Below are 20916 nucleotides of genomic sequence, written 5' to 3' on the forward strand. Positions count from 1 at the left end.
TGGTCTGCGAGGGATGTGGTGAAAGGGGTACCACCACAAGACGCATGTAGCTTAGGTTAGCCTTACCTCACTTTCCAGACCTCGGAGGGATTCCATGCTGTCGTCCGGACCTGCCCGCGCACTCGCCGTCGCGCTCCTCGCGACGGTGTCGGCGGCCCTGCTCCCGGCCGTCGAGGCGCAGGCGGCGGCCCGCCCGGTTCAGGGCGGCAGACTGGACTGGGGCATCAAGTCCTCCTTCCAGAGCTATGTCACCGGCCCCGTGGCGAACGGGAGCTGGAGCCTGACCGGCGGCGCCGCCACGGCCGGCGGCAGCCGGTTCCGCTTCCACTCCGCCACCGGTTCCTACGACCCGGCGACCGGGGCCTTCGGCTCGTCCTTCTCCGGCGGGGTCCACTTCGTCGGCCACCGGAAGGCCGACGGCAGCCATGAACTGGACCTCACCATCAGCCGTCCCACCGTCCGCATCACGGGCGGCAGCGGCACCGTGTACGCCGACATGGTCGGCAAGGACCGGAGGAGCGGCCGGGTGACCTCGACCGCCCAGGTGCCGCTCGCCACGCTCGGCCTGTCCGGGATCGACATGAAGGGCGGTTCCACCCCCGTCGCCCTCCGCGACGTCCCCGCGACACTGACCGCGCAGGGCGCCAGGGCGTTCGCCGGCTACTACACGGCGGGCACCCCGCTCGACCCGGTCAGCCTCTCCGTGGACACCACCGCCCCGGCGGGGAAGCCGGCCGCCTCCAAGTCCCCGGAGGAGAAGGAGAAGGCGCCGGACCCGAAGAGGAACGGCACCGGCCGGGCCGCGGGGCGCTTCGAGGACGCCGCCGTCGACTGGGGTGTCCGCCGCACCTTCCGCGAGTACGTCACCGGCTCCGTCGGCAGGGGGAGATGGACCCTGGCCGACGGTGCCCGGGACGGCGGGGCACTCTTCCGCTTCCCGCGCGGCAAGGGCACGTACGACCCCCACGAGCGGTCCCTGGACGCCGACTTCGCCGGCAGCGTCCGCTTCACCGCCGCCGACGGGCTCGATCTGGAACTGTCCGCCGTCGCGGTCCGGGTCGAGAAGGGGCGGGGCACGCTGCTGGCCGACGTGCGCGGCGACGGCGACCGGCGGAAGGCCGTCCCGCTGGTCACCTTCACCGCGAAGGACTTCGCGCCGAAGAACGGCCTCGCGGTCCTCACCGAGGCCCCCGCGACCCTCACCGCCGAGGGCGCCGGGGCGTTCGGCGGGCTCTACCGGAAGGGCACCGCGATGGACCCGGTCTCGTTGGCCGTGGCCGTCGACGCCGGGGCCGAGCTGCCCGCCCTGCCCGACCTGGGCAGCGCCCCCGACCCGTCCGCCGAGCCGTCCGCGCCGCCGGTGGGGAAGGCCGCCGCCGCGGCCCCGGCCGACGACTCGGGTCCCGGCACCGTCCTGTACCCGGTCGTCGGAGGCGCGGCCGTACTCGCCGCCGCCGCGGGCTCCCTGTACCTCGTCCGCCGCCGCGGCGCCCGGCGGAACGCCGACTAGGACCCGCCCCGCCCCCTCCCGTTCCCCGTTCCCCTTTCCCCACCTCCGTTTCGCCCCCCCCAGAGGAGTCCCACGACCATGGCAGCCACCCGCCGCCCCGTAGCCCTCGCCGCCGCCGTCGCCACGGTGGCCGCCCTCGGCGTGAGCGCGCTCGTCCTTCCCGCGACCGCGGCCACGACCGCGACGACCACCGACGGTGCCGCCGCGGCACCGAAGCTGGAACTGAAGGACGGCACGCTGGAATGGGGCCTCAAGGAGTCCTTCCGCAAGTACCTCGCCGCGCCGTTCTCCGGCGGGAGGATCACCGTCCAGGACGGCGCCACCCAGGCATCCGGCAACGGCGTGTTCACCTTCGTCGACGGCAGGGGCACGTACGACAAGGCCACGTACGCCACCGACACCGCGTTCAAGGGCGGCGTCCACTTCTACGCCCACGGCGGCGAGCTCGACATCACGCTCTCCGACGTGAAGCTCGCCACGGCCGGCACCGGCGGCGCGATCACCGTGGACGTCACCACCCCGAAGGGCACCAGCGACGACGTGAGGTTCGCGGCCCTGGACCTCTCCGGGGTGAAGCCGGGCCGGGGCGCGGACGGCGCGATGGTCTTCGAGGACATCCCGGCGACGCTGACGAAGGCCGGCGCCGAGGCGTTCCAGGGCCAGTACAAGGAGGGCGAGGTGCTCGACCCGGCCACCCTCTCGGTGAAGGCGGTCGTGCCCCCGTCCCCCGACCCGAGCACGGAACCGTCCACCGGGCCGTCCACCGGCCCGAGCACCGAGCCGTCCACCGGCCCGTCCACGGAGCCGAGCGGTGGGCCCACCTCGTCCACCGCCCCGTCCCCCGACCCGTCCGGCTCCTCCTCCACCGAACCGGCCGCCGAGCAGGGCGAGATCCTCGACGGCACCCTGGACTGGGGCGTCAGGGAGTCGTTCCGCGCGTACGTCACGGGCCCGATCGCCCAGGGCCGGATCGAGACGGCGGCCGGTGCCACCGCCTCCGCCGGCGGCTACCGCTTCCCCGGCGCCACCGGCCGCTTCGACGCCGAGAAGCAGACCCTCGCCGCGAAGTTCGACGGCAAGGTCCGCTTCCTGGGCCACGAGGAGGACGGCGAATACACCCTCGATCTCTCCCTGACCAACCTGGAGGTCCGGGTGGACGGGGCGAAGGGCACGCTCGTCGCGGACGTCAGCTCCAAGGACCGCAAGACCAAGGATGTCTCGGTGCGCACCGGCCTCGCCGTCGCCGACCTGAAGCTCCCCAAGGGCGAACTCGCCGCGAAGAAGGGCGTGCTGAAGCTCTCCGGCGTCCCGGCGACCCTCACCGCCGACGGCGCCGGGGCGTTCGCCGGGATGTACAAGAAGGGCGCGCGGCTCGACGCGTTGACCATCGCGGTCGCCCTCGACAAGAACGCCGAACTCCCCGGCACCAAGGGTGGATCCGGCGCCTCCGGCACCGCGGGCGGAGGCACGGCCGCCACCGGTGGCGGCAGCGTGGGCGGCGGATCGGCCGGTGGCTCGGTCGGCGGTACGGTCGAGGGCCCGGGCGCCCTCGCCGCCACCGGCTCCGACCTCCCGGCCGGTGCGCTGATCGCCGCCTCGGGCGTCGTCGTGGCGGCCGGTGCCGGGGTCGTGGTCGCCGCCCGCCGTCGCCGCACCGCCTGACCCGCCCGCCCCGGGAGGGCGACCCCGCCCGGGTGCCGGACCGTTCGTACGGCCGGTGCCCGGGCGGATGCTTGAATGCGCACGTGAACGACAGCGACTTCGACATGCCCGCAGGCATCGACGTACTGCGGGTGTTCTGCGGCCCCGACGGCAGGCACGGCAACGCCCTCGGGGTCGTGCGCGACGCCCGCGCGTACCCCGACGAGGCGTCCCGGCAGGAGCTGGCCCGCCGGCTCGGGTTCAGCGAGACCGTGTTCGTAGACGACCCCGAGCGCGGGCACGTGGACATCTACACCCCCGGGCTCCGCCTCCCCTTCGCCGGGCATCCGCTCGTCGGCGCCGCCTGGCTGCTCGACCTGGAGATCCTGGAACTGCCGGTCGGGGACGTGTTCGCCCGCCAGGACGGGGAGTTCACCTGGATCACCGCCCGCCCCGAGTGGGCACCGCCGCGCCTGCTGGAGCAGTACGCGTCCGTCGCCGAGGTCGAGGCGCTGACCGGGCCCCCGCCGGGCGAGGGCTGGCTGTACGTGTGGGCCTGGGAGGACGAGGCGGCGGGCCGGGTCAGGGCGCGGGCGTTCCCGAGGCGCGACGACGGCATTGTGGAGGACGAGGCGACGGGGGCGGCGGCCCTGCTGCTCAGCGCCCGACTGGGGCGCGCCCTCAACATCATCCAGGGGCGCGGCTCCCAGCTCCTCACCGCGCCCGCCCCCGACGGCACGGTGGAGATCGGGGGCCGCGTCGCGCTGGCCGGCGCGGCCGAGCACGTGCTGCACGCATGACGGCGCGGCGGACGGGGGCGGCCGTTGCACTCCGGTCGCCCCGCCCGCCGCGCCGTCCGGACGTCACGCGCTGAGCGGGAACACCTCTCCCAGCTCCTGGAACACCGCGGTGTTCAGCGCGAACGCGCGCTTGCACTCGTCGACGACGCGCTGCTTCTCCAGGTCGTCGGCGTCCAGCCGGTCCAGCAGCTCGCGGTAGTCCCGCTTGAACGAGGCGGGGTTGGGGATCTGCTCGAAGACGTAGAACCGCACGCCGTCGCCCTTGCGCGCGAAGCCCCAGGCGCGCTCCGCCCGGTCGCGGATGATCTGGCCGCCCGAGAGGTCGCCGAGGTAGCGGGTGTAGTGGTGCGCGACGTATCCCGCGGGCCAGGAACGGGCGCACTCGGCGACCCGGGCGGCGTATGCGGCGGTGGCGGGCAGCGGCTCCAGGCCCGCGCGCCAGTCGGCGCCCCGCAGATGGGCCAGGTCCCGCTCCAGCTCTGCGGTGCGCATCAGCTCGGGCCGTATGAAGGGCCCGGCCACCGGGTCGGTGCTCAGCTCCCGCGCGCCCTCCTCCAGCGCCCGGTACACGAACCACAGCTGCTCGGTGTAGCGCGTGTAGGCGTCCACTCCGAGCCGCCCGCCCAGCAGGTCACCCATGAAGGACGAGGTCTCCGCCTCGGTGTGCTGCTCGTGCGAGGCGGTGCGGATGAGCGTCGAGAAGGGTGTGGCGGCGGTTGCGTCCAAGGCGGGCCTCCGGGGCCGAGGGGGACGGGAAGTCCAGGAAGGGACGGGAACACCGGCGGCGGCCCCTTGCGGAGGCCGCTGTCGACATCCCCGATCCTGCTACTTAGGCTTACCTAAGTCAACAGCTTCCCGACGCCCTGTCGGGAAAGTTTCCGACAGTCTGTCGGTAAAAACGATACGCCTGATTCCGCGCCCGGGGGAGGGGGCGGTCCCGGGGGCGGACATGCGGAAGCGGCCGCCCCCGGGGAGGACGGCCGCTTCTGCGGGACTTCTACCGCACGGTCACGGGAGCGTCAGGATCTCGGCGCCCGTGTCCGTCACCACCAGCGTGTGCTCGAACTGGGCGGTGCGCTTGCGGTCCTTCGTCACGACGGTCCAGCCGTCGTCCCACATGTCGTAGTCGTGGGTGCCCAGCGTCAGCATCGGCTCGATGGTGAACGTCATCCCCGGCTTCATCACCGTGGTCGCGTGCGGGCTGTCGTAGTGCGGGATGATCAGGCCGGAGTGGAACGAGGAATTGATCCCGTGCCCGGTGAAGTCCCGCACCACCCCGTAGCCGAAGCGCTTGGCGTACGACTCGATGACCCGCCCGATCACATTGACCTGCCGCCCCGGCCGGACCGCCTTGATGGCCCGGTTCAGCGCCTCCCGGGTGCGTTCCACGAGCAGCCGGGACTCCTCGTCCACGTCGCCGCAGAGGTACGTGGCGTTGTTGTCGCCGTGCACGCCGTTGATGTACGCCGTCACGTCGAGGTTCACGATGTCGCCGTCGCGCAGCACCGTGGAGTCCGGGATGCCGTGGCAGATCACCTCGTTCAGCGAGGAGCAGAGCGACTTGGGGAAGCCCCGGTAGCCGAGCGTCGACGGGTAGGCCCCGTGGTCGCACATGAACTCGTGGGCGACCCGGTCGAGTTCGTCCGTCGTGACGCCCGGTGCGATGTGCTTCGCGGCCTCCTCCATCGCCTGCGCGGCGATCCGGCCCGCGATGCGCATGCGCTCGACGGTGTCGGCGTCCTGGACCTCCGGGCCGGTGTACGGCGTCGGGGCCGGCTTGCCCACGTACTCGGGGCGCCGGATGTTTCCGGGAACGGAGCGGATGGGAGTGATCTCCCCGGGTACGAGCAGCGACTGGCCAGACATGTCAGCGAGTCTAACCAGCGCGCTTGGGGCAGCATGGCCCCGAGGGAAGGAGCCGTGATGGCCCTGTTCAAGAAGCGCACCGTGGGCAAGCCGGGTGAATGGTTCTACTGCCTGCAGCACCAGAAGGTCGAGGAGGGCCCCGAGTGCCCGGCCAAGGACCGTTTCGGGCCGTACGCCACCCGCCAGGAGGCGCAGCACGCGATGGACACCGCGCGGGAACGGAATATGGAGTGGGAGAACGACCCCAAGTGGCACGACCGGGACACCCCCGCGGACCCGGAGGCGTGAGGGGCCCCGGCCCGGCCGGTCCGGAGCCGCTCGGGAAGGCCGGGGCCGGGTCCTTCGGGGCCGGCCCCGGGCTCCCGCCGCTCAGGCGCCGGAGGCACCGGCCTCCGCGCCGCCCGCGGCCCGTTCCGTCTGCTCCGTCTGCTCCGCCTCGCGCTGCGCCCGCCTGCGCACCGCGTCCTCGTCGGTCTCGGAGTCGTACGTGAGCAGCTTGGGGAGGGTCGCGGCGAGCAGCGCGACCGAGGCCACACAGGCCACGCCCCCGCTCCAGATCGCCGCCCTGGTCCCCGTCCAGCCCGCCATCGCACCGGCCCGCACCTGACCCAGCTGCGGTCCGACGCTGTACGAGAGCACCTCGATGCCCGCCAGCCGTCCCCGCAGCTCCTCCGGAATGGTCTGGTTCCAGATCGTGGAGCGGCCGAGCCCGCTGAGCATGTCGCCCGCGCCCGCCACCGCCAGGCAGACCAGCACCAGCCACACGTTGCCGAACCATCCGGCCCCCGCGATCGCCAGCCCCCAGACCGCGGCCCCGAACACCACGAACAGCCCGTGCCGCCGCACCCGCGACGTCCAGCCGCTGGTCAGCCCCAGCACCAGCGACCCGACCGAGTCCGCGGCGTACATCAGGCCCAGCGACCAGTCGGCGTCCAGGTCGTCCGCCAGGAACGGGAAGATCGCGTTCGGGAAGGCGAAGAACATCGCGGCCATGTCCACCGCGTACGTCCCCAGCAGCACCGGCCGGCTCCAGGCGTACTTCGCGCCCTCCATGATCCCGCGCAGCGACGGCTTCGCGTTGTCCCGGACCGGCGGCGCGGGCGCCAGGCGCAGGCACAGCAGCACGGAGACGGCGAAGGTGACCACCGTGACCGTGTACGCCGTGGCGTGCCCGGCGTAGGCGACCACCAGCCCCGCCACCGCCGGGCCGGTGATCGCGCCGAACTGCCAGCGCAGCGAGTTCAGCGCGGCGGCCGCGGTCAGCTGCTCGTGCGGCACGATCCGGGCCATCAGGGAGTCCAGCGCCGGCCGCTGGAGCCCGGAGAGCGCGGAGACCCCGGCCGCGACCACGTACAGCGGCCAGAGCACCGGACTCGGCAGCGCCGCGTTGACCAGGAGCACCAGGGCGAGCACCCCCAGCCCCGCCTCCGTCGCCAGGATCACCTTGCGGCGGTCCACGGCGTCCGCGAGCGCCCCGCCGTACAGGCCGAAGACGATCAGGGGCACCAGCTCCACCGCCCCCATCGCGCCGACGGCCAGCGGGGAACCCGTCAGCTCCTTGATCTGGAGCGGCAGCGCGATCAGCGCCATGAAGCTGCCGAAGTACGTCACCAGGCCCTGGATCCACAGCAGCCGGAAGTCGGCGTGGGAGCGCAGCGGCGTGAGGTCGGGCAGCAGGGCGAGGAGCCGGGCGACCGGGGACGCGGCGGGCGGGGGCGGTGCAGAGGTCACGAGGGGCCATGCTCCGGCGCGGCGGCCGCACGGTGCAACAGCTTTTCGCGGTGGTGGCGGCGGTCGTGGTGGTGGCGGTGGCCGTTGCGGGCGGGCCGCCCGGGACCGTGGCTCACCAGCGGGGCGGGGGAGGCGCCGTCAGCTGGTCGACGAGACGGGACAGCCGGTCCCGGAAGCCGCGACGGCCGCGCGGCGCGGGCGCGCCGTTCTCCCCGGCGGCCGCGCTCACCAGATGCTGCACGGTGTCCAGGTCGATGTCGTCGGCACCGGTCACCGCGAGCGTCTCGTGGGCCAGCCCCCGGACCTCCGGGTCGCCGCCGTCCAGCGAGAGCACCGTGGCCCCGGCGCGCCGCGCGTCGTGCACCCGCTCCAGCAGCCCCTCCCCGGGCCGCCGCGGGGCCACCAGGAGCAGCGTCTCGCCCCGCCCGGCCGCCTCGATCCGGCCCAGGCCCACCGCCAGGTGCGCCGGGCTGCCCGGCTCCACCCGGTGGCGCACCAGGGTGGGCACCAGCTCCGGCAGCCCGGACCAGGCGGACTCGTCGACCAGATGGGCCGCCAGATGCCACGGCTCGTACTCCGCCGTCCCCACCAGCAGCAGACCGCCGCCGTGCGGGACGACGGACGACCTCAGCGTCCCGGCGAACCTCCGGGTCGCGGCGGGCCACTCGGTCCCGGCGAGCACTTCGCGCAGCAGGGCGACACGTACGGCATCCATGGCCCGGCATCATGCCCCGGCACCCGCGCCCCGCACCGGAGAACGGCACCGGACCAGCCGAACGGGGCATCGGGACGACAGCGGGTCCCCGGTCGCCGGTCCGACTGATGGACGGCGGATCCCCGGTCGCCGGTCCGGCTAATGTCGGAGCCATGACTACGAATGACAACGGTGGCGCGGCCAAGCCCCCCGCCAAGGACCCCTGGGACCTCCCCGACGTCTCCGGCCTGACCGTCGGCGTGCTCGGCGGGACCGGACCGCAGGGCCGCGGACTGGCCTACCGGTTCGCCCGCGCCGGACAGAAGGTGATCATCGGATCCCGGGCCGCCGACCGGGCCCGGACCGCCGCCCAGGAGCTGGGCCACGGCGTCGAGGGCGCGGACAACGCGGAGTGCGCCCGCCGCAGCGACATCGTGATCGTCGCCGTGCCGTGGGACGGTCACGCCAAGACCCTGGAGTCGCTGCGCGACGAACTCGCGGGCAAGATCGTCGTCGACTGCGTCAACCCCCTCGGCTTCGACAAGAAGGGTGCCTACGCCCTGAAGCCCGAGGAGGGCAGCGCCGCCGAGCAGGCCGCCGCCCTGCTGCCGGAGTCCCGGGTCACCGCCGCCTTCCACCACCTCTCGGCGGTGCTGCTCCAGGACGAGGCCATCGAGGAGATCGACACCGACGTGCTGGTGCTGGGCGAGGTCCGCGCCGACGTCGAGACCGTCCAGGCGCTGGCGGGCCGCATCCCCGGCATGCGCGGCATCTACGCCGGACGGCTGCGCAACGCCCACCAGGTCGAGTCGCTGGTCGCCAACCTGATCTCGGTCAACCGCCGCTACAAGGCGCACGCCGGGCTCCGCGTCACCGACGTCTGACAGCCGGACCGAGGCCGCCCCGGCCCGGCCCGGCGACGGGCGGAACGGGGCATGGGGGACACTGGACGGGACCCGTGCACCACTCCGGACAGGAGCCGCTCCCCATGCCCCGACTCGCCCTCTACTCCGCCGCCGTCTGCCTCCTGGCCCTCGTCGCGGCAGTGATCTCGTTCGTCCGGGGCAGCCTCCTGCTCGGGATCGTCTGGGTGCTGCTGGTCGGGCTCTCGTCCAACATGGCGTGGTTCTACCTGCGGCGGCAGCGCGTACGGGCCGCGCAGGCCGCACAGTCCGCCGGCTGACCACCGGCCCCGCTCAGGGGGCCGTCGCGCAGACCGGGTACTCCTCGTTCCAGTTCTCCCAGAACTGGTACGCGGCACGGCCGCACTCCGCGCCGAGCCGGTCCACGCCCAGCGCCTCCAGCAGGCCGTGGACCGCACCGAAGAAGACCTCGTTCACCTCCGGGACCCACAGCAGGCCGAACACCGCGAGCAGCCCGAACTGCGCGAACGGCTCCACCCGGCGACGGATCCGGTACGGCAGCCAGGGCTCGACCACCCCGTACCCGTCCAGCCCCGGGACCGGCAGGAGGTTCAGGATCGCCGCGGTGACCTGGAGCAGGGCCAGGAACGCCAGCGCGTACCGGAACTCCCTCGGGACGCCGTCCAGCGCGTGCAGCCAGAACGGCGCCGTGCACACGAGCGCGAACAGCACGTTCGTCAGCGGGCCCGCCGCCGAGACCAGGCTGTGCCTCCAGCGGCCGCGGATCCGGCCCCGCTCGATGAAGACCGCCCCGCCGGGCAGCCCGAAACCGCCCATGATCACGAACAGCACCGGCAGCACGATGCTCAGCAGCGCATGGGTGTAGCGGAGCGGATCGAGCGTGAGATAGCCCTTCGCGGCGACGGAGGTGTCCCCGCTGTGCAGCGCGGTGCGGGCGTGCGCGTACTCGTGCAGGCAGAGCGAGACCACCCACGCCGCCGTGACGAAGACGAAGACCGCGAGCCCGTAGGGATACCCGGTGTCCGTCCACACCGCCCAGCCCGCGACCGCCGCCACGGCGGCGATGCCGAGGAAGACCGGGCTGATCCGCCGGTCGCTGCGGGCTGCTGCGGTGCTCATCGGCGGACTCCTGACGGGCGCACGGGGGAGGCGGGGGACGGGAGGGGCCAGGGGCGAGGGGACGGGTGACGGGGTGACGGGGGGGCGGGTCCGGTCGACCGTACCGGCGGCACGGCACGGACGTCTCGTGAACGCCCCGCGCCGGGCCGGTGGTTCCGCACCCCGGCGGTTCCGTGCCCGTGCGCTGTGTGCCTGTGCCCGGTGTCCCGTGCCCTCCGGCCCGGCGGCCCGCGTCCCGGCTCCGTCGCTCCGGCGTCCCGGTCGCGGAGAATGGGCGGGTGCGCTACTGCATCCTCGGGACCACTCGGGCATTCCGCGACGACGGCACGGCCGTCGCCATCGGCGGGGCACGGCTGCGCGCCCTGCTCGCCGCCCTCGCGCTGCGCGCCGGCCGCACCGTCCCGGCCGCCGTGCTCGTCGACGAGGTGTGGGACGGGGATCCGCCCGCCGACGCGACGGGCGCCCTCCAGGCGCTCGTCGGACGGCTCCGGCGGGCCCTCGGCCACGCGGCGGTCGCCTCCGCGGAGAACGGCTACCGGCTGGCCGCCGAGCCGGACGCGATCGACCTCCACCGCTTCGAACGGCTCACGACGGAGGGCACCCGGTCCCTGGCCGAGGGGGACGCGGCGAAGGCCCTGAGCACCCTCGACGAGGCACTCGCCCTGTGGCGCGGCCCGGTCCTGGCCGACCTGCCCGACCGGCGCGCCGCCGAGGCCCGCTGGGAGGCCCGCCGCCTGGACGCCCGGCGCGGCGGGCTCGGTGCCGCCCTCGCGCTCGGCCGGGCCGAGGAGGCACTGCCCGAACTCGTCGCCCTGTGCGCCGAGCACCCCCTGGACGAACCGCTCCAGGCGCTGCGGCTGCGGGCCCTGCGCGACGCCGGACGCACGGCACAGGCGCTGGCCGCCTACGACGAGGTGCGCACCCTGCTCGCCGACCGGCTCGGCACCGACCCCGGCCCCGAACTGCGTTCGCTGCACGCCGGGTTGCTCCACCAGGAGCCGGTGCCCCGGCCCGCGCCGCAGGCCCCTGCGCCACCCGCCCGCACCGGGACCCCCGCCGCGCCGCGGGGAAACCTCCGGGCCAGGCTCACCAGTTTCGTCGGGCGCGAGGACGACATCGGGGCCCTGCACCACGACCTCTCGCACGCCAGACTGGTCACCCTCCTGGGCCCCGGCGGCGCGGGCAAGACCCGGCTCTCCCAGGAGGCCGCCGAATCCGTCGCGGACGCCTGGCCGGACGGGGTCTGGCTGGCCGAACTCGCCCCCGTCGACGACCCCGAGGCCGTACCGGAAGCCGTGCTGACCGCGCTCGGCGCCCGCGAGACCGTGCTGCGCGGCGCGGGCGCCGAGGGACTGCGGGCCGCCGAACGGAACCCGGCGACCCCCCTCGTACGCCTCACCGAGCACTGCTCCCGGCGCCGCATGCTGCTGCTCCTGGACAACTGCGAACACCTCGTCGGGGCCGCCGCCGCCCTCGCCGACCACCTGCTCGCCCACTGCCCCCGGCTGACGGTGCTCGCGACCAGCCGGGAACCCCTGGGCGTCCCGGGCGAACTGGTCCGCCCCGTCGACCCGCTGCCCGACCCGGTGGCGCTGCGCCTGTTCGCCGACCGCGGCGCGTCGGCCCGGCCCGGCTTCCGGACCGACGAGGACCCGGCCGCCGCGGCCGAGATCTGCCGACGCCTCGACGGGCTGCCGCTCGCCATCGAACTCGCCGCGGCCCGGCTGCGGATGCTCACCCCGCGCCAGATCGCCGACCGGCTCGACGACCGGTTCCGGCTGCTCACCAACGGGGCCCGCACCGCGCTGCCCCGGCAGCAGACCCTGCGCGCCGTCGTCGACTGGTCCTGGGACCTCCTGGACGCACCCGAGCGCGCCGTGCTGCGCAGGCTGTCGGTCTTCGCCGGCGGCTGCACCCTGGCCGCGGCCGAGGAGGTCTGCGCGGACGGGGCCGGGGACGCGCGCGAGGTCGCCGGGCTGCTCGGCTCGCTGGTCGACAAGTCCCTCGTCGTCGCCACGCCCGCCGCGGACGGCGACATGCGCTACCGGCTGCTGGAGACCGTGGGCGAGTACGCCGCCGAACGGCTCGACGAGGCGGGCGAACGGGACGCCGTGGAGCGGCGCCACCTGGTGCACTTCCGGGAGCTGGCCCGTACCACCGATCCCGAACTGCGCGGCGCCGGGCAGCGGTCCGCCATCGACCTCCTCCAGCGCGAGCAGGAGAACCTCCGCACCGCCCTGCGCCACGCGGTCGCCGCCCGCGACGAGCAGGAGGCGCTCTGTCTGGTGCTCTCGCTGTCCTGGTACTGGCAGATACGCGATCTGCACGCCGACGCGCTGCACTGGGCGGCCGAGGCCGCCGCGCTGGGGCCCGACCCCTTCGCCCCGCCCGCCGAGCCCGCGCCCTCCCTGTACGAGCGCTGCACCGACGCGCCGCCGCCCATGAACCCCGAACTGCTCCAGGAGGCGCGGCGCCAGGTGGCCCTGGTGCACCTGCTCAGCGCGGACCACACCAAGGAGACCTGGCACGACGAGAAGGGCAGGGCCCGGCTGGGCGTCATCGCGAAGACCTACCGGGCGGGCCAGCCGCAGACCTGCCGGGTCCCGGCGGCGCTCTGGTTCTTCGCGGTCATGCTCACCGGCGAACTGGAGGACCTGCGGGGCCTGCTGGGCGAGGCGGTCCGGTCCTGCCGCGACCTCGGCCACGAGTGGGAACTGGCCGCCGCGCTCCACATGCGGGCCAACGTCCTGTCCAACCGGCCCGAATGGGCGGCCGAGGCGCGGGCGGACGCCGACGAGAGCCTGGAGATCTTCCGCCGGATCGGCGACGACTGGGGCGCGGCCGAGGCGCTCTCCTCCCGGGGCGAGGCCGGCGAGCGGCTGGGCGAGTACGCGCGGGCGGCCGAGGACTTCCGGGCCGCCATCGACCACGCGCGCAGGCTCGGCGCCCGGGCCCAGGTGGCGGTGCTGCGCACCCGGTACGCGTCCGCGCTCGTCGAACTGGGCCGCGGCGCGGAGGGCGAGACGATCCTGCGCGAGGTGCTCGCCGAGGAAGGCGGGACCGCGCACGAGATGCTGCCCGTCGCCCGGCTCAACCTCGCCATGTGGCTGGGCCGCAGCGGCCGCACCGGCGAGGCGCGCGAGCAGATGGACGCGGCGCGCGAGGAGTTCCGAGCCGGGACGGCGGAGGTCTTCGACGGGTTCGTAGTGGGCGCACTGGCCTGGCTGGACAACCAGGACGGGCGGCACGCCGACGCCCTGCGCCGGGTCCTGACGACGCTGGAGCGGTCCCACGACCCGCTGACGCGGATGATGGCGCCCCACGTGCCCGTCATCCACCTCGTCGTCCTGGCCCGGGCCCTGGTCGGGCTCGGCGGTGAGCGGCGGGCCGCGGACGCGGCCCGGCTGCTCGGCGCCGGCCGGGCACTGCTGCCCCGGGGCCACGTGCCGACGTGGAGGGAGCGGGACGACCTGGACCGGACGGAACGCGGTGCCGTCGCCGTCCTCGGCCGGGCCGCCTACGAGGCCGCGCACGCGGAGGGCGGCGGCCTCTCCATGGAGGAGGCCGCCGCCCTCGGGGAGACGTACCGGGAACACCCGTACCGGTAACGGTGAGCCGCGCGCCCCGGCCGCGAAGGGCCCGCCCCGGCCGGGAAGCCCGGCAGGGGCGGTCGGGCCGGGGTCCGTCCGTCAGCCCTTCCCGCGGAACCTGGCCACCGCGAGCGGCGCGGCCACCGCGGTGATCGCCGCGGTCCAGCCGAGCGTCACCCACACCGAGTGGGAGACGGGCCCGCCCATCATCAGGCCGCGCATCGCGTCCGCCAGGTTGGACAACGGGTTGTACTCGGTGAAGGTCCGCAGCCAGCCCGGCATCGTCTCGGTCGGGGCGAAGATGGAGGAACCGAACTGGAGCGGCATCAGCACGAGCATCCCCGTTCCCTGGACCGCCTGGGCCGTCTTCATGGCCAGCCCCAGCAGGATGAAGATCCACATGATGGCGGCGCTGAACACCGCCGACAGCGCGACCGCCCCGATCAGCCCGAGCACCGGGTTCCGGAGCTCCATGCCGAGCGCGAAGCCCATGCCCAGCAGGATCAGGGTGGCGACCATCACCCGGCCCAGCTCGACCACGATCTTCGCGACGAGGACCGAGGAGCGGGCGATCGGCATCGTCCGGAACCGGTCCATGACGCCCTTGCGGAAGTCGTCGTTGACCCCGGTGCCGACCGCCGAGGCGATGCTCACGCCCATCATCGACATCAGCCCGGGCACCAGGTAGTTCAGATACTCCTGCCGGCCGCCGCCCATGCTGCCGCCGACCGAGCCGCCGAACACGTACACGAACAGCAGGATGAAGACGACGGGCATCAGGAGGGCGTCGAACATCGACTCCGGATCCTTCTTGATCTGGAGCAGATTGCGCCGGACCAGCGCGCCGATGTGGCGCAGACTGCCGCGCAGCCCGATCCGGCCCTCGTCGTGGACCTGATCCGCCGGGGCCGGGCCGACGGGAGCGGGGGACAGGGTCGTCGTGCTCATGCCGCGACCTCCTCGGGGATCGTGTCGACGGCGGAAGCGTTCTTCTTACCGCCGGTGATGGCCAGGAACACCTCGTCCAGGCTGGGCAGCACGGTGGTGACGTGCGCCAGCGGGAAGCCCCGGGCGCCGAGCAGACCGATGACCGAGGTCAGCTGCTCGTCGCTGAGGACCGGTACGCACAGCAGCCCCTCGTCCGGGACGGTCTGCACGCCCCCGGGCCCGTCCAGGCCCGCCTCCCGGACCGCCCGGGTCATGGCGGACAGGTGCGCCGGGTCGGAGGGCCGGATCTGCAGGGTGCGCCCGCCGACCCGGGTCTTCAGCTCCTCCACCCCGCCGTGGGCGATGACCCTGCCCCGGTCGATGACGGTCAGCTCGCCGGCGAGCTGCTCGGCCTCCTCCATGTACTGGGTGGTGAGCAGCACGGTCGTCCCCTCCGCGACCATCCGCTGCACCTCGTCCCAGACCTCGTTGCGGGTACGGGGGTCGAGCCCCGTCGTCGGCTCGTCCAGATACAGGACGGCCGGGCGGCCGATCATCGAGGCGGCCAGGTCGAGCCGGCGCCGCATGCCGCCGGAGTAGTCCATCGCGGCGCGCCCGGCCGCGTCGGTGAGCGAGAACCGTTCGAGCAGTTCGTCGGCCCGGGACCGGGCGTCCCTGCGCGACAGGTCGAGCAGCCGCCCGATCATGTAGAGGTTCTCCCGGCCGGAGAGCTTCTCGTCGACCGAGGCGTACTGGCCGGTCAGGCCGATGGTGCGGCGCAGCTGCCGGGGCTGGCGCACCACGTCGAAGCCCGCCACGACGGCGTGGCCCGCGTCGGGCCGGACCAGGGTGGACAGGCAGCGCACGAGCGTGGTCTTGCCGGCGCCGTTGGGGCCGAGCACACCGAGCACGGTGCCCTCGCGCACGTCGAGGTCCACACCGTCCAGCGCCCTGGTCGAGCCGTAGTGCTTGACCAGTCCCCGGACCTCGACGGCGTTCGGGCCGCTCCTGGGGTTCTTGTCGATTCGCGTCATGCCGACCATGGCACCAGCCGTCACCGACAGCCCGCCGACAGCAGGCCGACAGCCCGCCGATGGGGGATGTCGGCGGGCTGTCGGTGGTGCGGGAAATGGTCTGGTCCCCGGCCCTTCTCGCAGGTCAGGGGCTTCTTCACGGGGCGCGGGCCGCGGGCCGCTTTGCGGAGCCGCCCGGGAGCCGCGTCCTAGTGGAAGGTGTGCTCGGCGGCCGGGAAGGCGCCTCCCACGACCTCCTCGGCGAACTCCTTCGCCGCGTCGCCCAGCACCTTGCGCAGGTTCGCGTACTGCTTGGTGAAGCGCGGCACCTTGCCGCCGGTCAGCCCGACCATGTCCGTGTAGACCAGCACCTGGGCGTCCGTGTCGGGACCGGCCCCGATGCCCACGGTCGGGATGTGCAGGGTGCGGGTGACCTCGGCGGCCAGCTCGGCCGGCACCAGCTCCAGGACGACGGCGAAGGCGCCCGCGTCCTGCACGGCCTTGGCGTCGCGCAGCAGCTGCTGGGCGGCCTCCTCGCCGCGGCCCTGCACCCGGTAGCCCATCGCGTTGACGGACTGCGGGGTCAGGCCGATGTGGGCCATGACCGGGATCCCGGCGTCCACCAGCAGCCTGATCTGCTCGTGGCTCCGTTCACCGCCCTCCAGCTTGACCGCGCCGACCCCGGACTCCTTGATCAGCCGGGTCGCGTTGCGCAGGGCCTGCACGGGGCCCTCCTGGTACGAACCGAAGGGCAGGTCCGCCACGATCAGGGCGCGCCGGGTGCCCCGTACGACGGCGGCGGAGAGGATCGCGATCTCGTCCATCGTGACGGGCACGGTGGTCTCGTAGCCGAGGTGGCAGTTGCCCATGGAGTCGCCGACGAGCATGACCGGGATGCCGGCCTCGTCGAAGACGGACGCGGTCATCGCGTCGTAGGCGGTGAGCATCGGCCACTTCTCGCCGCGCCCGGTGGCGGCGGTGATGTCGTGGACGGAGATGCGGCGGGTGCTCTTCCCTCCGTACAGCGCCTTGCTGCTGTCGGCGGGGGCTCCCGCGGGGGCGTTCGCGGACTGGTTCCGCGCAGCCTGAAGCGACATTGCTGTGGGCTCCTTCGTCATCTCGAGGCGCCCTCACGGCGTCCCCGGACCGATTCCATGGTGGCATCCCGTGCCCCCTCGCGGGAAGTGGGGCAGCGGACGACGGCTCAAGGCACGGTCGAAAGAACTCTTGTCGTAAAAGTCTTTCCAATACGAGACGGTCTCGTATCGAAACCGGCTAGGCTCCTGGCATGTCAATACCGTCCGGCGCTCGCACCGCCGTGCCCCAGGTCCCGGAGGCGATCCACCGCCGCCGTTGGGCGATCCTCGTCGTTCTGATGTTCAGCCTGCTCATCGTGGTGCTGGACAACTCGATCCTGAACGTCGCGGTCAAGACGATCGCCAGCCCCGCACCCACCGGACTGGGGGCCACCCAGAGCGAGTTGGAGTGGGCGATCAACTCCTACACGCTCGTGTTCGCCGGGCTCCTCTTCACCGCGGGCCTGCTCGGCGACCGCATCGGCCGCAAGAAGGTGCTGCTCTTCGGCATCCTGCTCTTCGGTGTCGGCTCCGCCCTGGCCGCCATGTCGGGCTCGCCGGCCGAGCTGATCACCTGGCGCGCCCTGATGGGCTTCGGCGCGGCCTTCGTCATGCCCGCCACGCTCGCGGTGCTGATGAACGTCTTCGAGCGCGACGAGCAGCCCCGGGCCATCGGGATATGGGCCGGCAGCGTCGGGCTCGCCATCGCGATCGGCCCGATCACCGGCGGACTGCTGCTCGAACACTTCTGGTGGGGCTCGATCTTCCTGGTCAACGTGCCCGTGGTGATCGTGGCGCTGATCGCGATGGTGGTGCTGGTGCCGGACTCCAAGGACCCGAGGCCGGGCCGGATCGACCCGATCGGCGTGCTGCTCTCCATCGTCGGACTGGTCCTGCTGGTGTACGGCATCATCCGCGGCGGCGAACTCGCCGACTTCACCGACGCCGTCGTGCTGCTGTCGATCGTCGGCGGGCTGCTCGTCCTGGTCGGGTTCGTCTGGCACGAGAAGCGCAGCACCCACCCGGCCATCGACATCTCGTACTTCAAGGAGCCGTCGTTCTCCGCGGCCGTGGCCGCCATAGCGCTGGTCTTCTTCGCGCTGATGGGGGTGACCTTCTTCTCCGCCTTCTACATGCAGAGCGTGCGCGGCTGGAGCGCGCTGGAGTCGGGCCTGATGCTCCTGCCGCTGGCCGCCGCCCAGATGATCTTCGCGCCGCGGGCCCGGCTGCTCGTCGACCGCTTCGGCGCCCGTGCCGTGTGCACCGTCGGCATGCTGCTGGTGGCGATCGGGCTCGCGGCGTTCGCGCTGTTCGACGGCTCCACGCCGGTCTGGGTGCTGTGCCTGCTCCTCTTCGTGCAGGGCACGGGCATGGCGCACGTGATGACGCCGGTCACGGTCTCCGTGATGCAGGCGCTGCCCCGTGAGAAGGCCGGATCCGGCTCGGCGGTGAACAACACGTTCCGGCAGGTCGGCGGGGCGCTCGGGGTCGCCGTGCTCGGCTCGGTGCTGTCCACCGTCTACCGGGGCGACATCGAGGGGCACCTCGGCGCGCTCCCGGCCGGTCTCCGGGAGACGGCGGGGGAGTCGATCGAGGCGACGCTCGGCGTCGCGGACCGGATGGGCCCGGCGGGCGCCCCGCTGATCGACGCGGCGAACGACGCGTTCCTGAAGGCCATGCACGTCACCGCCATCGGCTCGGCCACCATCGCACTGGTGGGCGCCCTCGTGGTGGCCCTGTTCCTGCCGGGGAAGCCGCCCGCGGGACAGGAACCCGGCTCGGGGAAGGGCGGCCGGCCGGTGCGCGCGGCGGGGGCGGGCCGATGAGGAGGACGGCCCCGAGAGGCTGAGGGTGTCCGCCCCCGGGACCCGGGTGACCCCGGCCCGAGGGCGGCCGACAGGAGCGCCGCCGCCGTCGGCGAGAATCGGAACGGCGGTCGGACGGCGTGGTGAGAGGTGGATCGACGTGCGGACACAGGAAGAGGAACGGGATCGTCCGGCCCGGAAGGACCCGGAACCCCGACGGGGCCGGCCGCGCAGCGCGGCGGCCGAGCGGGCGATCCTGGACGCCGTCGCCGGGCTGCTGGAGGCGGGCGAACCGCTCGGCAGCCTGTCCATCGAGCGGATAGCCCGGACCGCCGGGGTCGGCAAGGCGACGATCTACCGGCGGTGGAGCGACAAGGAGGAGCTCTTCGTCGACGTCCTGCGCGACATCGAGCCGCCGGAACCAGTCGTCTCCGGCACCGCCGGCCTCGCCGACCTGCGGCTGCTGCTGGAGTCGATCCGCGGTCGCGGCCTGGCCCAGCGCTCCTCGGCCCTGCTGCACAACGTCTTCGCGCAGATGAAGAGCCACCCCAGGCTGTGGGCGGAGTACCAGTGCACCGTCATCGCGCCGCGCCGCGCCGCCATGCTGGCCGCGGTGCGGCGCGCGGTCGACGCCGGTGAGCTCCGCGCGGACCTGGACGTGGAGCTGATGAACGACCTGTTCCTGGGGCCCATGCTCGTACGCACCGTCCACCGGCCCGACGCGCCGTTGCCCGAGGACCTCACCGACCGCATCGTCCGGCTCCTGCTGGAGGGACTGGCCCCCCACCCGCCCGTCGGGGACTGAGCCCGGCCCGGAGCCCGCCTGCCCGGGAACGCGCCCGGTCCCGGGCGCGCCCGCCCGAATGCGATCGTTCTGTCACAAGCCCGGACGGAGTCCGCCCGCCCGGAACCCATCGGACCCCGCCCTTCGTCCTCGTGGCAGTACGGCCGTCGCGAACGGCAGGAAACACGCCGTCCATCGCCTAGGGTCGTGGGCGCGGCGACATGCATGGCAAGGCAGTGAGGACAGCGCGATGGTGCAGGCGTACGGAGCGGACACCGGGAACGACCGTGCGGAACCGGATCCGGAGCAGGGCCCGGAGCACGCCTCGGGGCCGCAACCGGAGCGCGGCGGACCGGGAGCACGGCTGCGGGCCCTGCGCGACAGGCTGGCCGGCGACCGGGGCATCTGGCGGCGCGGCATCGTCCTCGCCCTGTGCTCGGTCCTGCTCACCCTCGTGATGGCCCTCCACTCCGCGATCCCGAACACCATCGGCAACCTGGGCAGCCTCTCCGAGACGTTCCTGCCCTGGTGCGCCGTCTTCGTCCCGCTGCTGCTGGTCCTGGCCCTGGTGCGCCGCTCGGCGACCGCGCTGATCGCCCTCCTGCTGCCGGTCGTGGTCTGGCTCAACGCCTTCGGCGGCCTGCTCACCGACAAGTCGGGCACCGGCGGCGACCTCACCGTGGCCACCCACAACGTCAACGCCGACAACCCCGACCCCGCGGGCACCGCCCGGCACGTCGCGGACTCCGGAGCCGACGTCATCGCCCTGGAGGAACTGCCCAGCGGCAAGGTGTCGGCGTACGAGGCGGCACTCGCCGAGCGCTTCCCGTACCACGCGGTGCAGGGGACCGTCGGCCTGTGGAGCAAGTACCCGATGAGCGCCACCCGCCCCGTCGACATCAAGATGGGCTGGACCCGGGCGATGCGCTCCACCGTAACGACGCCGAAGGGGAAGGTCGCCGTCTACGTGGCCCACCTGCCGTCCGTACGGGTCAAACTGCACGCCGGATTCACCGCCAACCAGCGCGACAACAGCGTGGACGCCCTGGGCGAGGCCATCTCCCACGAATCGCTCGACAAGGTGATCCTGCTCGGCGACCTCAACGGCACGATGAACGACCGCGCGCTGAACGCGGTCACCGCCCAGATGCGCTCCACCCAGGGCGCCGCCGGCGACGGCTTCGGCTTCAGCTGGCCGGCCTCGTTCCCGATGGCGCGGATCGACCAGATCCTGGTGAAGGACGTCGAGCCGGTGTCGTCATGGACCCTCGACAGGACGGCCAGCGACCACCTGCCGATCGCGGCCCGAGTACGGCTGTGACCCGGGGCGCGGGACGACGCGCACGGGTGGACACGAACGGCCGGGGCCGGGGGGGGCGGGGCCCCCCCCCCCCCCCCGGCGGGTCGACCCCGGGGAGCGGGGGTCGGCCCCCCCCGGGGGGGTGGGGGACGCGGGGGGCCTGCCGGGGCACCACA

Annotated in this window: 18 protein-coding genes; 10 read left to right on the forward strand and 8 right to left on the reverse strand. The window is 73.7% G+C overall.

Annotation, left to right across the window (positions count from 1 at the left end):
* Window positions 1–94: 94 nt before the first annotated feature.
* From ABZZ04_RS15385 to ABZZ04_RS15395, 3 genes are all read left to right on the forward strand, one after another.
* On the forward strand, window positions 95–1510 hold the full coding sequence (locus tag ABZZ04_RS15385; protein ID WP_356932678.1) for an HtaA domain-containing protein: 1416 nt from the start codon (window positions 95–97) through the stop codon (window positions 1508–1510).
* Window positions 1511–1588: 78 nt separating this feature from the next.
* Window positions 1589–3172 carry an HtaA domain-containing protein gene (locus ABZZ04_RS15390; protein WP_356932679.1) on the forward strand — a complete coding sequence of 528 codons (1584 nt, stop codon included), beginning with the start codon at window positions 1589–1591 and terminating at the stop codon, window positions 3170–3172.
* 104 nt (window positions 3173–3276) lie between these two features.
* Window positions 3277–3951: a PhzF family phenazine biosynthesis protein gene (locus tag ABZZ04_RS15395; protein ID WP_356932711.1), complete on the forward strand. Its 675-nt coding sequence runs from the start codon at window positions 3277–3279 to the stop codon at window positions 3949–3951.
* Window positions 3952–4014: 63 nt separating this feature from the next.
* Here the strand turns inward: ABZZ04_RS15395 and ABZZ04_RS15400 are convergent, their stop codons facing one another.
* Both ABZZ04_RS15400 and map read right to left on the reverse strand, forming a co-directional pair.
* Window positions 4015–4677 (reverse strand): biliverdin-producing heme oxygenase, encoded by a 663-nt coding sequence (locus ABZZ04_RS15400; protein ID WP_356932680.1) that lies wholly within the window; start codon window positions 4675–4677, stop codon window positions 4015–4017.
* 282 nt (window positions 4678–4959) lie between these two features.
* A complete protein-coding gene (gene map, locus ABZZ04_RS15405; RefSeq protein ID WP_356932681.1) occupies window positions 4960–5817 on the reverse strand; it encodes a type I methionyl aminopeptidase in 858 nt (285 codons plus the stop codon).
* A 57-nt stretch (window positions 5818–5874) separates the two neighbouring features.
* On the opposite strand from map, the gene ABZZ04_RS15410 reads away from it, so the two are divergent.
* Window positions 5875–6105 carry a hypothetical protein gene (locus tag ABZZ04_RS15410; RefSeq protein WP_356932682.1) on the forward strand — a complete coding sequence of 77 codons (231 nt, stop codon included), beginning with the start codon at window positions 5875–5877 and terminating at the stop codon, window positions 6103–6105.
* A gap of 81 nt (window positions 6106–6186) precedes the next feature.
* Here the strand turns inward: ABZZ04_RS15410 and ABZZ04_RS15415 are convergent, their stop codons facing one another.
* On the reverse strand, window positions 6187–7548 hold the full coding sequence (locus ABZZ04_RS15415) for an MFS transporter (protein ID WP_356932683.1): 1362 nt from the start codon (window positions 7546–7548) through the stop codon (window positions 6187–6189).
* Window positions 7549–7660: 112 nt separating this feature from the next.
* Entirely contained in the window at window positions 7661–8263 is a 603-nt protein-coding gene (locus ABZZ04_RS15420) for a hypothetical protein (RefSeq protein ID WP_356932684.1), read from the reverse strand.
* A 152-nt stretch (window positions 8264–8415) separates the two neighbouring features.
* Between ABZZ04_RS15420 and npdG the strand changes: the two genes are divergently transcribed.
* Both npdG and ABZZ04_RS15430 read left to right on the forward strand, forming a co-directional pair.
* The gene (gene npdG / locus ABZZ04_RS15425; RefSeq protein WP_356932685.1) at window positions 8416–9126 is read left to right on the forward strand and encodes an NADPH-dependent F420 reductase; all 711 of its coding nucleotides are present in this window, start codon (window positions 8416–8418) and stop codon (window positions 9124–9126) included.
* Window positions 9127–9230: 104 nt separating this feature from the next.
* Complete coding sequence (locus tag ABZZ04_RS15430) at window positions 9231–9425, forward strand: hypothetical protein (RefSeq protein ID WP_356932686.1); 195 nt, start codon at window positions 9231–9233, stop codon at window positions 9423–9425.
* Window positions 9426–9438: 13 nt separating this feature from the next.
* Here ABZZ04_RS15430 and ABZZ04_RS15435 read toward each other — a convergent pair whose 3' ends face one another.
* Window positions 9439–10245 (reverse strand): site-2 protease family protein, encoded by an 807-nt coding sequence (locus ABZZ04_RS15435; RefSeq protein WP_356932687.1) that lies wholly within the window; start codon window positions 10243–10245, stop codon window positions 9439–9441.
* Between the two features lie 278 nt (window positions 10246–10523).
* Here ABZZ04_RS15435 and ABZZ04_RS15440 point away from each other — a divergent pair, with 278 nt between their 5' ends.
* Window positions 10524–13853: a BTAD domain-containing putative transcriptional regulator gene (locus ABZZ04_RS15440; protein WP_356932688.1), complete on the forward strand. Its 3330-nt coding sequence runs from the start codon at window positions 10524–10526 to the stop codon at window positions 13851–13853.
* An 81-nt stretch (window positions 13854–13934) separates the two neighbouring features.
* Here ABZZ04_RS15440 and ABZZ04_RS15445 read toward each other — a convergent pair whose 3' ends face one another.
* The 3 genes from ABZZ04_RS15445 to panB form a co-directional block, all read right to left on the reverse strand.
* Window positions 13935–14783 (reverse strand): ABC transporter permease, encoded by an 849-nt coding sequence (locus ABZZ04_RS15445; RefSeq protein ID WP_356932689.1) that lies wholly within the window; start codon window positions 14781–14783, stop codon window positions 13935–13937.
* Complete coding sequence (locus tag ABZZ04_RS15450; RefSeq protein ID WP_356932690.1) at window positions 14780–15805, reverse strand: ATP-binding cassette domain-containing protein; 1026 nt, start codon at window positions 15803–15805, stop codon at window positions 14780–14782. Before ABZZ04_RS15450 ends, ABZZ04_RS15445 begins: the two co-directional genes overlap by 4 nt.
* A gap of 179 nt (window positions 15806–15984) precedes the next feature.
* On the reverse strand, window positions 15985–16872 hold the full coding sequence (gene panB, locus ABZZ04_RS15455) for a 3-methyl-2-oxobutanoate hydroxymethyltransferase (RefSeq protein WP_356932691.1): 888 nt from the start codon (window positions 16870–16872) through the stop codon (window positions 15985–15987).
* Window positions 16873–17063: 191 nt separating this feature from the next.
* Here panB and ABZZ04_RS15460 point away from each other — a divergent pair, with 191 nt between their 5' ends.
* The 3 genes from ABZZ04_RS15460 (at window position 17064) to ABZZ04_RS15470 (ending at window position 20761) form a co-directional block, all read left to right on the forward strand.
* Window positions 17064–18677: a DHA2 family efflux MFS transporter permease subunit gene (locus ABZZ04_RS15460; protein WP_356932692.1), complete on the forward strand. Its 1614-nt coding sequence runs from the start codon at window positions 17064–17066 to the stop codon at window positions 18675–18677.
* Window positions 18678–18816: 139 nt separating this feature from the next.
* Window positions 18817–19461 carry a TetR/AcrR family transcriptional regulator gene (locus ABZZ04_RS15465; protein ID WP_356932693.1) on the forward strand — a complete coding sequence of 215 codons (645 nt, stop codon included), beginning with the start codon at window positions 18817–18819 and terminating at the stop codon, window positions 19459–19461.
* Window positions 19462–19690: 229 nt separating this feature from the next.
* Window positions 19691–20761 (forward strand): endonuclease/exonuclease/phosphatase family protein, encoded by a 1071-nt coding sequence (locus ABZZ04_RS15470; protein WP_356932694.1) that lies wholly within the window; start codon window positions 19691–19693, stop codon window positions 20759–20761.
* Window positions 20762–20916: the final 155 nt, after the last annotated feature.

Origin of the sequence: Streptomyces sp. NPDC006435 (assembly GCF_040612315.1) — a bacterium.
Lineage (GTDB): Bacteria > Actinomycetota > Actinomycetes > Streptomycetales > Streptomycetaceae > Streptomyces.

Excerpts from the sequence above, each read along its gene's own strand:
- ABZZ04_RS15385 (WP_356932678.1), top strand. The coding sequence starts at position 95 with ATGCTGTCGTCCGGACCTGCCCGCGCACTCGCCGTCGCGCTCCTCGCG.
- ABZZ04_RS15390 (WP_356932679.1), top strand. The coding sequence starts at position 1,589 with ATGGCAGCCACCCGCCGCCCCGTAGCCCTCGCCGCCGCCGTCGCCACG.
- ABZZ04_RS15395 (WP_356932711.1), top strand. The coding sequence starts at position 3,277 with ATGCCCGCAGGCATCGACGTACTGCGGGTGTTCTGCGGCCCCGACGGC.
- map (WP_356932681.1), bottom strand. The coding sequence starts at position 5,817 with ATGTCTGGCCAGTCGCTGCTCGTACCCGGGGAGATCACTCCCATCCGC.
- ABZZ04_RS15410 (WP_356932682.1), top strand. The coding sequence starts at position 5,875 with ATGGCCCTGTTCAAGAAGCGCACCGTGGGCAAGCCGGGTGAATGGTTC.
- ABZZ04_RS15420 (WP_356932684.1), bottom strand. The coding sequence starts at position 8,263 with ATGGATGCCGTACGTGTCGCCCTGCTGCGCGAAGTGCTCGCCGGGACC.
- npdG (WP_356932685.1), top strand. The coding sequence starts at position 8,416 with ATGACTACGAATGACAACGGTGGCGCGGCCAAGCCCCCCGCCAAGGAC.
- ABZZ04_RS15430 (WP_356932686.1), top strand. The coding sequence starts at position 9,231 with ATGCCCCGACTCGCCCTCTACTCCGCCGCCGTCTGCCTCCTGGCCCTC.
- ABZZ04_RS15435 (WP_356932687.1), bottom strand. The coding sequence starts at position 10,245 with ATGAGCACCGCAGCAGCCCGCAGCGACCGGCGGATCAGCCCGGTCTTC.
- ABZZ04_RS15445 (WP_356932689.1), bottom strand. The coding sequence starts at position 14,783 with ATGAGCACGACGACCCTGTCCCCCGCTCCCGTCGGCCCGGCCCCGGCG.
- ABZZ04_RS15450 (WP_356932690.1), bottom strand. The coding sequence starts at position 15,805 with ATGGTCGGCATGACGCGAATCGACAAGAACCCCAGGAGCGGCCCGAAC.
- panB (WP_356932691.1), bottom strand. The coding sequence starts at position 16,872 with ATGTCGCTTCAGGCTGCGCGGAACCAGTCCGCGAACGCCCCCGCGGGA.
- ABZZ04_RS15460 (WP_356932692.1), top strand. The coding sequence starts at position 17,064 with ATGTCAATACCGTCCGGCGCTCGCACCGCCGTGCCCCAGGTCCCGGAG.
- ABZZ04_RS15470 (WP_356932694.1), top strand. The coding sequence starts at position 19,691 with ATGGTGCAGGCGTACGGAGCGGACACCGGGAACGACCGTGCGGAACCG.